Annotated in this window: 15 protein-coding genes and 1 pseudogene; 11 read left to right on the plus strand and 5 right to left on the minus strand. The window is 40.0% G+C overall.

The features are described 5' to 3' along the window. Nucleotides 1–7: 7 nt before the first annotated feature. The 3 genes from ACQY1Y_RS16645 to remA form a co-directional block, all read right to left on the minus strand. Entirely contained in the window at nt 8–1,294 is a 1,287-nt protein-coding gene (locus ACQY1Y_RS16645) for an RNA-guided endonuclease InsQ/TnpB family protein (protein WP_069473965.1), read from the minus strand. A 247-nt stretch (nt 1,295–1,541) separates the two neighbouring features. Beyond that, nucleotides 1,542–2,096, minus strand: coding sequence for a guanylate kinase (gmk, locus tag ACQY1Y_RS16650; RefSeq protein WP_002736224.1), 555 nt, complete (start codon nt 2,094–2,096; stop codon nt 1,542–1,544). A 12-nt stretch (nt 2,097–2,108) separates the two neighbouring features. Beyond that, the gene (gene remA / locus ACQY1Y_RS16655; RefSeq protein WP_002737924.1) at nt 2,109–2,378 is read right to left on the minus strand and encodes an extracellular matrix/biofilm regulator RemA; all 270 of its coding nucleotides are present in this window, start codon (nt 2,376–2,378) and stop codon (nt 2,109–2,111) included. A 413-nt stretch (nt 2,379–2,791) separates the two neighbouring features. Between remA and ACQY1Y_RS16660 the strand changes: the two genes are divergently transcribed. Further along, a complete protein-coding gene (locus ACQY1Y_RS16660; RefSeq protein ID WP_002735525.1) occupies nt 2,792–2,998 on the plus strand; it encodes a hypothetical protein in 207 nt (68 codons plus the stop codon). Nucleotides 2,999–3,126: 128 nt separating this feature from the next. Continuing rightward, nucleotides 3,127–3,612 carry a photosystem II cytochrome c-550 gene (gene psbV, locus ACQY1Y_RS16665; RefSeq protein ID WP_103112337.1) on the plus strand — a complete coding sequence of 162 codons (486 nt, stop codon included), beginning with the start codon at nt 3,127–3,129 and terminating at the stop codon, nt 3,610–3,612. Nucleotides 3,613–3,664: 52 nt separating this feature from the next. Here the strand turns inward: psbV and ACQY1Y_RS16670 are convergent, their stop codons facing one another. Beyond that, nucleotides 3,665–4,369, minus strand: coding sequence for a DUF3226 domain-containing protein (locus tag ACQY1Y_RS16670; RefSeq protein WP_430013179.1), 705 nt, complete (start codon nt 4,367–4,369; stop codon nt 3,665–3,667). Continuing rightward, nucleotides 4,347–5,441: an AAA family ATPase gene (locus tag ACQY1Y_RS16675; RefSeq protein ID WP_430013180.1), complete on the minus strand. Its 1,095-nt coding sequence runs from the start codon at nt 5,439–5,441 to the stop codon at nt 4,347–4,349. Before ACQY1Y_RS16675 ends, ACQY1Y_RS16670 begins: the two co-directional genes overlap by 23 nt. A gap of 180 nt (nt 5,442–5,621) precedes the next feature. On the opposite strand from ACQY1Y_RS16675, the gene ACQY1Y_RS16680 reads away from it, so the two are divergent. The 9 genes and pseudogenes from ACQY1Y_RS16680 to ACQY1Y_RS16720 all read left to right on the plus strand — a co-directional run bounded on the left by ACQY1Y_RS16680 (nt 5,622) and on the right by ACQY1Y_RS16720 (nt 11,341). Continuing rightward, the gene (locus ACQY1Y_RS16680; RefSeq protein WP_430013181.1) at nt 5,622–7,127 is read left to right on the plus strand and encodes a UbiD family decarboxylase; all 1,506 of its coding nucleotides are present in this window, start codon (nt 5,622–5,624) and stop codon (nt 7,125–7,127) included. A gap of 426 nt (nt 7,128–7,553) precedes the next feature. Next, nucleotides 7,554–7,880 (plus strand): DUF433 domain-containing protein, encoded by a 327-nt coding sequence (locus ACQY1Y_RS16685; protein WP_002774079.1) that lies wholly within the window; start codon nt 7,554–7,556, stop codon nt 7,878–7,880. 3 nt (nt 7,881–7,883) lie between these two features. Then, a complete protein-coding gene (locus tag ACQY1Y_RS16690; RefSeq protein ID WP_002737600.1) occupies nt 7,884–8,000 on the plus strand; it encodes a DUF5615 family PIN-like protein in 117 nt (38 codons plus the stop codon). Beyond that, nucleotides 7,984–8,469: pseudogene (locus ACQY1Y_RS16695) on the plus strand (IS1634 family transposase); the annotation flags it as partial. The gene ACQY1Y_RS16690 and the pseudogene ACQY1Y_RS16695, both read left to right, overlap by 17 nt. Before the next feature lie 132 nt (nt 8,470–8,601). After that, nucleotides 8,602–9,264 carry a hypothetical protein gene (locus ACQY1Y_RS16700; RefSeq protein WP_242028722.1) on the plus strand — a complete coding sequence of 221 codons (663 nt, stop codon included), beginning with the start codon at nt 8,602–8,604 and terminating at the stop codon, nt 9,262–9,264. Nucleotides 9,265–9,276: 12 nt separating this feature from the next. Next, a complete protein-coding gene (locus ACQY1Y_RS16705; RefSeq protein ID WP_242028721.1) occupies nt 9,277–9,741 on the plus strand; it encodes a hypothetical protein in 465 nt (154 codons plus the stop codon). Between the two features lie 210 nt (nt 9,742–9,951). Beyond that, on the plus strand, nt 9,952–10,164 hold the full coding sequence (locus tag ACQY1Y_RS16710; RefSeq protein ID WP_036397117.1) for a DUF6888 family protein: 213 nt from the start codon (nt 9,952–9,954) through the stop codon (nt 10,162–10,164). After that, the gene (locus ACQY1Y_RS16715; protein WP_002736866.1) at nt 10,154–10,351 is read left to right on the plus strand and encodes a DUF6887 family protein; all 198 of its coding nucleotides are present in this window, start codon (nt 10,154–10,156) and stop codon (nt 10,349–10,351) included. Before ACQY1Y_RS16710 ends, ACQY1Y_RS16715 begins: the two co-directional genes overlap by 11 nt. Nucleotides 10,352–10,723: 372 nt before the next feature. Beyond that, nucleotides 10,724–11,341 carry an EH signature domain-containing protein gene (locus ACQY1Y_RS16720; protein WP_002774083.1) on the plus strand — a complete coding sequence of 206 codons (618 nt, stop codon included), beginning with the start codon at nt 10,724–10,726 and terminating at the stop codon, nt 11,339–11,341. The last annotated feature ends 102 nt before the right edge of the window (nt 11,342–11,443 follow it).

Genomic DNA, 11,443 nt, shown 5'->3' on the forward strand with positions numbered 1-11,443 from the left:
CCCACCGTCAAGCTACGCTGTGACGGGGGATTCTTCCCATATCACTATCGGAAATTCCTTGTTCAACGAGACAGCTTAGATTCTCAATGTCTCCATTCAAAATCCAGAGGTCGGACTCTCCCAAGGCGTTTGGGTCGGTTTCTGTTTGCCCAACAGTACCGTTGAGATGATTTCCCAAATATTTCAACCCTTTTTTAAGAATATTTATTGCTGCATTATGATCCCTATCTATGACTGTTTGACAATTAGGACATTGATGAGTTCTAGTGCTTAAGGTTTTTTGAACTCTCGTCCCACAAACTGAACAATCTTGAGAAGTAAAATGCGGTGGTACAGCAACACAAACAATCTGATAAATCTTGGCAAAATAATTCAGCCATTGAGTGAATTGATACCAAGAAGCATCGGAAATCGACTTGGCGAGCTTACGGTTTTTGACTAAGTTTCTTACCTTTAAAGCTTCATAGACTACCAAATCATTAGACTGGACTAACGCCAAAGCCTCTTTAATTGCTTTGTCTTTACGTTGTCTTGATACTTTAAGATGAAGCCTAGCTACTTTTACCCGTTGCTTGTGATAGTTTTTAGACTGTTTCTTTCCTTTACGGAATTTCTTAGATAATCGTCGTTGTGCTTTTTGAAGTCGTTTTTCTGACTTTCTTAAATAACGTGGATTCTCTACAGTATTGCCTTGAGCATCGGTATAAAACTCCTTTAACCCTAAGTCAATTCCTGTTATTTGTCCCGTCGGTTTATGGTATTCTTGCCGTTCTACGTCAATCAGAAACTGGCAATAATAACCGTCAGCACGTCTAACAACTCTTACCCGTCTAATCTGTTGCTCTGAATAATAAACTAAGGTCTTTTGACTACACCATAAATCAAATTCTCCTGCTTTAAAGCCATCAGTAAATCTGATTTTACGTCGATCATCAGATAGTTTGTAGCCTGTTAGTTTGTATTCAACAGAACGACTATGCTTTTTGAACCGAGGAAAACCCTTTTTCTCTGGTATATTAGCATGACAATTCTGATAAAACTTACTAATTGATTGCCAGGCTCTATCAGCAGCAGATTGACGTGCTTGTGAGTTTAATTTATTAACCCAAGGAGTCTCTTTATTGTTAGCTAGTACCGAGCAAAGTTTTTGGAGATTATTGCGGGTTGTACCCTTATGATCCATCCAATAACGAACACAAGAATTACGCACAAACTGAGAAGTTTTGATAGCTTCATCAAGCCGGTGATATTGCTCTAGTGTCCCGTTTTTTAGCTTTGCTTCTACGACTAGCATATAACAATTCTCGACCATTGGTTAAGTAGATTATAACACAGTTTGTCCACAGATGGTGGAATTAAACCGATGCTCCGTTGCTAATATTCTGGTCGGATTTCATCCCCCGCTAATTTTTGTGAGTATCTTATCGAAAAATGTAGCGGGGGTATTCATCCGATATTTTAGGTAACTTAGAGAATGGGAAGTGGGGAAGTGGGGAAGTGGGGAATTTCAACTAAAACCCCAACACCCTAACACCTAACGGCTAACGGCTAAAAATAATCTTCTCGATGGCATCTAGGGCGGTTTCTAGGTCATCATTGACGATTTGATGGGGGAATTCCTCGCTGGCGGCCAATTCTTCTCGGGCGCGCTCCAGGCGACGGGCGATCGCTGTTTCGGCATCTTTGCCCCGGTCGCGCAAACGACGTTCTAATTCCTCGAAACTGGGGGGTAGGATAAAGATTCTCCTCGCTTCGGGGAAGCTTTTACAGACCTGTCTGGCTCCCTCTAATTCGATTTCTAGAATTACGGTCTGGCCTGCCGCTAATTGAGCGGCGATCGCTGATTGGGGTGTTCCATAGTAGTTGCCCGCGTATTCAGCCGATTCGAGAAATTCTCCGGCTGCCATTTTCTCCTCGAAACTGGGACGGTCGAGAAAGTAGTAATCTTCCCCCTCAATTTCACCCGGTCGAGGTGGGCGCGTAGTGGCGGATACGGACAGGTAGAGGTTAGGGAAACGAGTTAGTAAATGCCGTACTAGCGTACCCTTGCCCACACCGCTAGGGCCAGTAATGACGATTAATTGACCGGGTTGCATGGGGTTAATAACTTAGTTGCTACTATTAACAGGGGCTTCCTTGTTGACCACGAAACGGTGAGCCACGGTTTCTGGTTGAATGGCCGACAGCACTACATGACTAGAATCGGTGATGATCACCGCACGAGTCCGTCTTCCGTATGTAGCATCGATTAAACAGCCTTTATCCCGAGCATCACTGATGATGCGTTTGATAGGAGCCGATTCTGGGCTAACGATGGCGATAACCCGATTAGCGGAAACAATATTACCGAAGCCGATGTTGATCAGTTGTATATCCATAAGTTAACAAAGGTGCAGTCCTTTGTACAAAAGAGTGTGGAGGTATGATTACAATGTTATCGAGAAAGATTTAGCCTTACAACGCTAAAAATAACATTCTTAATCACATTTTAGTATTTTTTCAGGTTTTTTGCGATTTTAATTAAATTTGTTTACACGAGTCTCTATCTTAGGGAATAAAAAGGCAAAAGTCGGGAAAATTAGGGAATTTTGAGGGAATGGGGTGTGGGGTGTAGGGTGTGGGGTGTGGGGAGATGGGGTTTAGGGTGATGGGAGCTTTTTTCAGTGATCAGTAAACTGAAAACTCACAACTGATCACTGATCACTGATCACTGTTAAGAATGTCCCCGGCAATGGCATGATAATTATGGTAACTAATAAGTATTCTCTATCCTTGGTGGGTGCGTTAGACTATGGGTTTTGCTGATCTATCGATCGCTGATATTGCGGCAGAGTACGATCTGGCCGATGAATCTGTGTTGTCACTTTGCGACCAATTAGGCATCTCCTATAAAGATCGGCAGACTAATCTCGCCCTAGAAGATGCTAAAGCAATTATCTCACTGATTTTATCCCAACGCTCAGGAGTAACCGCCTCGAAAACGGAAACGTCCCCTTGACTTTATTCCCCACTGCGATCTTCTCGGTGTCCGTGATCACTTAGAATCGATCGATACCCTCCCAGAGGAGAAAATTTTTTAGTCACCTTAAAATTCCCTTTCTTGGAACAATTGCGAGTAGGAGAACAATGATCAAACGTTTGATTGTGGCAGCGATCGCTGTAGTCTTTTTTGTATTACAATTCAATCTTAACGGCGCTAGTGCCTTAGAACTCGATGAAGAAAGCCTCACCATCACCCTCAATGATGCAGGGGAATCGGTGACTTTGACTTCTGAACAAGCGACGGAAGGACAGAAACTTTTTGTCGCCAATTGTACTAAGTGCCACCTGCAAGGTAAAACCAAAACTAATAATAACGTCAGTTTGGGTCTGGCCGATCTGGCAAAAGCGGAACCTCCCAGAGATAATCTGTTAGCATTGATTGATTATCTAGAACATCCCACCAGTTACGATGGTGAAGATGATCTCAGCGAATTTCATCCCAATGTTAGCCGTCCCGATATCTTCCCAGAATTACGCAATCTGACCGAAGATGATGTGTATAACGTCGCCGCTTATATGTTGGTTGCTCCCCGTCTAGACGAGCGTTGGGGTGGTACAATTTACTTCTAAATTGCCCTCCATATATCCCTCGATCCCTCTAGATTTCTAGGGGGATTTTTGATTAGACAGCAAATAGTTGTAAAAATTCTTTGAGTTCATTTAATACCTCATGCTCAAAGTTCCAAATGTCTTTTTTGGTTAAAGCATGGGATAAATTACAATATTTCTTAGCCTCTCTTTTTTCATTCTGTGATGGTGTATCTTCCCTGATATAGTTTTGAATCCACAATTTATCAATTTTTTTACGATTTATATCAATATTTTTTTGTGCAAGACAGGATCGCCAAGCTTCTACACAATCAGCATGGGGAGAATCTTGGGTTTTAATTTCTCTCAACACTGTCTCTAGTTCCCCCTGTTCATTAACATGAAGAAAATGACAACCTATTTGAGTATTCGTAGAAGCATTTAATTGAAATAGCTTTTGGATATCATCTATCCTGGCTGCTTCTCTAAAAACTCTTTGAATACATTGACTAACCAGAGCAAGTCTTTCTTCTCTGGTTTGTTCATCTAAATCTAAAACAATACCTATCTTTTGAATATCATCTTTAAGCAGGGTGTTATTAAGTCGTTTCAGTCGTTGTTCAAGGCTGCGATAATTTTCTTGTTCTATTCCGTCTAGAATATAAAATTCAACAATAGTTATCGTTAAATGATTCGATTCATTAATATGCTCAATAATAGCTCGTAAAAAAGCCGCATCATCTTGACTTTCAACAATTATTACATTAGCCACGATTCTACTCACCTCTGATTCGATCATTATGCTTGAGAGCGTAATCTAAGATATCTAATTCACTTTTAATACCGATAATTTTATCAGTTCTGGGACTCCTTGCTAGTTCAAAATAGGCCCCCTCTTCTGGATAATATTCTAACCCCACATCGGCAAAAGCTTGGATCATCTCTAAACTGTGGGTTGTGGCAAAAATTTGGCTATCTAGTTCGATAGCTAATCGGAATAAAGTTTTCCAAATATCTGGGTAAGCAGTATAGTGAAGACCATTTTCTATTTCATCGATAAAAATAATTTTTTTAGGATTGATGAGTAGAGCAAAAATCATCTCTATCAGACGATTAATAGCTTCACCAAACAGAGATATGGGTAGGCGTTTTCTCTCTTTTCTTTTCAGATATAAATTTGGTTCACCCAGAAAAAAACTTTCTATTTTTTCAATGGACGGATCGAGAATTTGTAGAGCTTTTAGCACTTCTTCTTCCTGTTCATTAAAAACTATTTTAGTATAGGACTCGCTCAATTCTTTCAAAGATTTATTGACAGATGCGGCAATGATTACTGGTTCCTCATCACCCCCATTAGGTAAAGCGAGTATTCCCTCAGAACTAGCAATTAAAAAATAGTTCAGTTGACCATCATTTGAGTCATTATCATGGTCAAAACTTGTGTGAATATTTAAGATAGAAATAACTGATTTATTTTTAGCGATAAAATCGTATAATTTTTGTAAGTCTTCAGAGATTCCTAGAATACTATCTTTAAGAGAACTAGAAATCGATATTTTTACCAATTTATCTCCTTGGTTAGATTGGGAGCCTTTTAACTCAATAATATTTTTTTTATCAAGATTGAATAATAAATCATCCCAAGCATTTTTGGGAACAGCCTGAACAACTGCTAAAGATTGCCTACGAATGATTCCTCTGATGTAGGGATGAATAGTATTTGGATAGGGATAACTATACAAAAATATTGCCTCTAACAGGGCAGTTTTCCCTGAATTGTTATTACCACCAATTAAATTAACTCGCTCAAAACCTTCAATTTTGGTATGCTCAAAACATCTAAAATTACTAATTTCAATATCCTTAATCATGTTGACCTCTGGGCTGAATAAACATAAACTTAGGGTTAGGAATGACCCGGGTAAGATGGGGATTTTTTTACTTAATTCTAGACGAGAATCCCCTCCAACTCTCAAACCGGTGACTATCCCCCACCGAAACTGCCGCCCTAAGAGATAATAGAGACAGGGATTTATTTACATTTCTTCATCATGGCTAGAGACTTACGAGGATTTATTAAGCTTTTAGAAGATCGTGGCCAATTACGCCGCATTAGTGCATCGGTCTCTGCCGATTTAGAAATTGCCGAGATCGCTAATCGGATGCTGCAGGTGGGGGGACCGGCCCTACTGTTTGAAAACGTGCAAGGGGCCGAGTTTCCCGTCGCTATTAACCTGATGGGAACGGTAGAACGCATCTGTTGGGCGATGAACCTGAATAAACCCGAAGAATTGGAAGATTTAGGCAAAAAACTCGCCCTCTTGCAACAACCGAAACCGCCGAAAAAACTCTCCCAAGCGATCGATTTTGGTAAAGTGTTGTTTGATGTCCTGAAAGCCAAACCCAACCGTAACTTTTTTCCTGCCTGTCAACAGGTGATTTTAGAGGGGGATGAAGTAGATTTAAAGAAAATTCCGATGATTCGTCCCTATTCGGGCGATGCAGGTCAGATTATCACCCTAGGGCTAGTAATTACTAAAGATTGCGAAACGGGAACCCCTAACGTCGGTGTCTATCGCTTACAGCTACAGTCTCACAATACCATGACCGTCCACTGGTTATCCGTGCGCGGTGGGGCGCGTCACCTGCGAAAAGCGGCACAAATGGGCAAAAAATTAGAAATAGCCATCGCTTTAGGGGTCGATCCTCTGATTATCATGGCCGCCGCCACTCCTATCCCCGTAGATCTGTCAGAATGGCTGTTTGCGGGATTGTACGGTGGTTCTGGGGTACAGTTAGCCAAGTGTAAAACCCTCGATTTGGAAGTGCCGGCCGACGCAGAAATCGTCCTCGAAGGAACAATTACCCCCGGAGAGGTATTGCCAGATGGACCCTTTGGTGATCACATGGGTTACTATGGCGGTGTGGAAGATTCACCCCTGATTCATTTCCACTGCATGACCCATCGTCGCGACCCCATTTATTTAACCACTTTTAGTGGTCGTCCTCCCAAGGAAGAAGCGATGATGGCGATCGCTCTTAATCGTATTTATACACCGATTTTACGGCAACAGGTGTCGGAAATCAGGGATTTTTTCCTACCGATGGAAGCTTTAAGCTATAAAGCGGCGATTATCTCCATTGATAAGGCCTATCCCGGACAAGCGCGGCGAGCGGCCTTAGCTTTTTGGAGTGCCTTACCCCAGTTCACCTATACTAAATTTGTCATCGTCGTCGATAAGGAGATTAATATTCGCGACCCCAGGCAAGTGGTTTGGGCAATTAGTTCTAAAGTGGATCCGGTTCGCGATGTGTTTATTCTCCCGGAAACCCCCTTTGATAGCCTCGATTTTGCCAGCGAAAAGGTCGGTTTGGGGGGGAGAATGGGAATTGATGCCACGACAAAAATGTATCCTGAAACTGACCACGAGTGGGGGGAACCTTTGGAGTCGGATCCGTCCATGGCGGTCAAGGTTTCCCAACGCTGGTCAGAATACGGTTTAATCGATATTAATTTACAAGAAGTAGATGCCAATAAATTTGGCTATGAAATGTAGATTTATTCGACTAAGCTGTCAGCTAAGAGGCATTTTAAAGGATTTAGAATCTTGTCTTCTGACAAAAGATTCGCAAACTTCAGCAAAAATGATTCTACAGATAATGGTAAACCAAAACGTCAATGTAGAGATTGTGGCGATCGATTTAACACTACCTCAATTTTCTCAAAAAAATCGACCCGCCGCTAGGCGGGAGACAAAGGGCAAAAGAGCAAAATAAGGGAGGGTTAAAGTCCTGGGAAGACACAGGCAAACCGAATGATAAAGGTGGTGCGTTAAAGCGGATTGTTAATTTTAGTTTTTTGACCGAATTGATAGCCGCAAACACGCACCTTACACTCTACTAAAAGTGGGAGGTTTTCAACCCAAATTTTCTGGTAAAATGATTAAGGATAATTGGCCAAAACTTTATGAGGATTTAAGCCTGTGATTATCAAAGAGTTAGAAGAGCAACTTCTTGCCCTCAAACCTAGCGAAAAAGTGCAGGTAATCCAGTTACTCGCTCAAAGTCTGGGTGGTGATTGGCAGGGAATTGAGAAAACGCCTAAAGTTTGCGGCGGACAAGCTTGCATTGCCAATACAAGAATTCCAGTTTGGGTGTTAGTAGAAGCTCGTCGTCTTGGTTATAGTGATGCTGATTTATTAACAAGTTATCCGACTATTAAGGCTACGGATTTAGCTAATGCTTGGGTATATGCGGCAGCTCATGAAGATGAGATTGATTTGCTCATTGAGCAGAATGAGGCAGTTTAGGGGATGGCACGTTTTTACGCAGATGAGCAGTTTCCTTTGCCGGTTGTGGAATTGTTGAGAAATTTGGGGCATGATGTTTTGACGGTGCAAGAAGCGGGAAATGCTAATCAACAAATTTAAAATAGAGACAAAATATTCTCATCTAGATGCCACATCATTTCATCTAGATGGAGAATATAAAAGTGAAGAAAAAAAAGAGAAAAAAGAAGAAGAGATTATCAAAGAAAGACCAATAATTATTACCAAAGTATATTCTCGTGACCATCGACCAGATTTGAAAGAATGCGTCTTAGACTTAATAACAACCCAGGATGGAGACGTACCATTATTTGTGAGAGTTGGAGATGGAAATGAAGAAGGGTAAGCTGTCTTTGGCAAAATCTTAGTAGAATTTAAAAAACAAATAAAATTTGACAGTATTATGGTCTGTGACAGTGCCTTATATAGTCAAGAGAATCTTTAACTAATTCAACATCTAAAATGGATAAGTAGAGTTCCCATGACGATAAAAAGAGCCAAAGAATTAGTCCAAAATGCAGAAATGGAAGAAATAGATGCCAAGGAAAGAGAAAAAAGGGCAGAGCTAAATTTCTGACAGGGGAACAAGCAAGCTGAAAAGCTTATTTAGCATGGAATACAGACACAGACTCCCAAAAAAGATAAGTCATATTTACTATGTATGACCTAGATAACGAAAATGATAAGTGAACTATACCAGAAAGTGTTAGAAAATGAACTGGGACGAGCCGGATATCTACTGTTGTTAATGATAGTTGGAACCTGGCAAATACTAAAGCAAGCTAAGTTAGAGATATTAGCAGAAGCACTACCAATACCAATCCTGTTTGAGAGTCGGAGAAAAAAACTAAAAAGATTTTTAAAGCTGGAAATTCTGAATATTGAAAAAATCTGGTTTCTCTGCCTAAAAGAGATGTTAAAACAGCAGCAGAGATTCACAATAAAAGGATTAGTATATATTGCCATAGACCGGACGAGTTGGGGAGCAATTAATATCTTGATGGTGAGTCTAATTTATGACAAGAGAGCCATCCCAATCTATTGGGAGATATTAGATAAAAAAGGAAGTAGTAATCTCGAAGAACAGCATCGAGTATTGGGGAAAATATTGACGGTGCTATCAGGTCATAAAATAGTGGTATTAGGAGATAGAAAATTTTGCTCGGTTAGTCTTGGAAAGTGGTTTCAGAAGCAGAGTTTATACTTTTGTTTAAGACAAAAACAAAGTACAAATGTGAAGACAAAAGAAGGAATTTATCAAGCAATGAGAGAGTTAGGAAATGAGAGAGTTAAGTTTAAGTCCAGAAACTCAACTATTTTTGAAGGATGTCAATATTACAAAAGAGCAGGGATTTGTCGAGTTTAACTTAGCGGGTAAGTGGAAAAAAACTATGGGGGTTTTCAAACAAAAGAACCTTGGTATATTCTGACAAATTTTGGAGATTTAGAGACGGCAATAATTGCCGATCAAAAAAGATTTGATATTGAGGAGATGTTTCGAGATTTTAAGTCGGGAGGCTATAGCTTAGAAGGTTCTCAATTAGCACCGAAATACCTATCAAAGCTGATAATTGTTATAGCTATCGCCTATACAAGTGCCACACTACAAGGTAAAAAAATTAAGGATATGGGAATCCAAAAATATGTCACAAGACCTGAAAAAAGATATAAAGGTCAACGCAGACACAGCAGTTTTTATGTGGGTCAACATCTCTATCATTGGCTCCAGCTACATCAAATGTTCCAAAAAAATATAGAAGAGCTAATGCAAATTAGCCGCTATCGGTTGAAGGATTACATCAAAGGACAAAGAGCGATATTGCTTGCCCTATCTACCTTCTAGCTCGCTTGTCCCCCTCTCAGAAAAACTTGACCAACTATTATTGGCTTACTTATTCTTAATTTGTTACTTTACTTTCCAAGGCGGATTTGGTATTACTTAGGCTGTTTGACCGCCTAGGTACTAGGCTATGGCTTTTCTACCAGCACTTTTTGAGAATTTACTAATGAGTGGGCTTGTGAGGGTTGAGGGTAATTCGAGTAAACTGAAAAGGTGTTATCATTTGGAGGTAAGTTGTTTTCGTTAACCACACAGCAAGCTATTAAGTCGGTTGAGCTTTGCCAAAGTCTCTCGGATGGATTTCGGGATATTGTTTTATTCCGATTTGACCCGTTACGGGGCGAAATTTATATCTTGGCAGGTGAAGACATTGAATTGATTATTTATGCCGATGGAAATTGGGAGTTTTTGCCAAATGAAGCCTAATTTTAACGAAATGAGCAAGTCCACTCTCAGAGCCTATGTTCTACAACACCGTGAGGATGATGAGGCTTTGCGGGCGTTGATGAGTCGTCGTGATCCGAATGCGATCAGGTATAATTTCCCTAGTACGGAGGAGGGTTTACGTCAAATGGAGGAGGTGATTCGCCGTAAAATTGAAGGGACTTTATAGGTATAGTCTTTTTTGCGGCTGACTCTGGGGTCTGGCAAATGCTGAAAATGCTGAAGAACAATCTTTCTCAAGAGCTTTGCTTCTTGTTGCTGCTGGCGGGTCAAAACTAGCTGACCAAAGCCTTTTGCCATAATAACTAACTGGGGAATGCCGACCGCTGTTCATTCTTAGGTTAACCCATTGAGTGTCTCCGAGACCGACTCAAAGGTTGTCAAGCTGGCACTCTATACTCCGTGTCGTTTGTCAAGTACAATTTGTACCAAAGTAAAGCAGTAATCTACCTACAAATATTTGAGTAACCTAACACAATGCAGTCATTTTTAACGATCTTCAACATTATTTGGGAAAAAGATCTATTTCATTGGATTACCCTTGCCGTTTTTTCAATTGCAACAGTATCGAAACTTAACGCCTAGTGAATTAGTAAATAGAGATAAATATACACTACCGCCTATCCCAATTTTTAGCGAATATATTGCAGAAATTTCTCCGTACTTTATCAAGAGCAATCAAGTAAATAGCGATACCGTTGATTGGTTATTGCGTTGCCTTGATCAAATGCCAGAGAGAGAACAAGCTTCTTCGGTTGATTTTATTTTAAGTAATCTTTCGATAGATATTGCTATTAAATTTCCACTATTAGTTTCATGGCTAAAAAATAATTATAACAATCATCAGAAACAAGCTCTTATTTCTCTAGTAGCTAGGCAAAACTTTAGAAATTTAATAGGAGCTATTAATTATAACAATTTTCGAGACTTAGTGAACTTAATTGTCAATAATATATACCTTGGAAATAATGATGAAAAGCAACTTAGAAATCGCCAGCTTTTCTGGAGTAATTATAGCAATAGTTTTATGAGAATAAAAATTTTACTTCCTGAACAAACCTATTCTATTATTGGCAATAAATTTAGGGAATATCAAGACATTCTGAAATTAGAAGATGACGGAAGCAATCCCACAGAGTTGTGTATATTTGATTTTTGATAGTGAAACAGAAAGTCTGTTGATATTAAGTTGAGTGCGATCGCTGATCTGGTAGATTGCGTTATACCATTTCTCTAAATGAAAACTACACATCGAATTTAA

Source organism: Microcystis ichthyoblabe FBCC-A1114 (assembly GCF_050500245.1).
GTDB lineage: Bacteria > Cyanobacteriota > Cyanobacteriia > Cyanobacteriales > Microcystaceae > Microcystis > Microcystis ichthyoblabe_A.

Excerpts from the sequence above, each read along its gene's own strand:
- ACQY1Y_RS16690 (WP_002737600.1), top strand. The coding sequence starts at position 7,884 with ATGGCACGTTTTTACGCAGATGAGCAGTTTCCTTTGCCGGTTGTGGAA.
- remA (WP_002737924.1), bottom strand. The coding sequence starts at position 2,378 with ATGGATATACAACTGATCAACATCGGCTTCGGTAATATTGTTTCCGCT.
- ACQY1Y_RS16680 (WP_430013181.1), top strand. The coding sequence starts at position 5,622 with ATGGCTAGAGACTTACGAGGATTTATTAAGCTTTTAGAAGATCGTGGC.
- gmk (WP_002736224.1), bottom strand. The coding sequence starts at position 2,096 with ATGCAACCCGGTCAATTAATCGTCATTACTGGCCCTAGCGGTGTGGGC.
- ACQY1Y_RS16670 (WP_430013179.1), bottom strand. The coding sequence starts at position 4,369 with ATGATCGAATCAGAGGTGAGTAGAATCGTGGCTAATGTAATAATTGTT.
- ACQY1Y_RS16660 (WP_002735525.1), top strand. The coding sequence starts at position 2,792 with ATGGGTTTTGCTGATCTATCGATCGCTGATATTGCGGCAGAGTACGAT.
- psbV (WP_103112337.1), top strand. The coding sequence starts at position 3,127 with ATGATCAAACGTTTGATTGTGGCAGCGATCGCTGTAGTCTTTTTTGTA.
- ACQY1Y_RS16715 (WP_002736866.1), top strand. The coding sequence starts at position 10,154 with ATGAAGCCTAATTTTAACGAAATGAGCAAGTCCACTCTCAGAGCCTAT.
- ACQY1Y_RS16675 (WP_430013180.1), bottom strand. The coding sequence starts at position 5,441 with ATGATTAAGGATATTGAAATTAGTAATTTTAGATGTTTTGAGCATACC.
- ACQY1Y_RS16645 (WP_069473965.1), bottom strand. The coding sequence starts at position 1,294 with ATGCTAGTCGTAGAAGCAAAGCTAAAAAACGGGACACTAGAGCAATAT.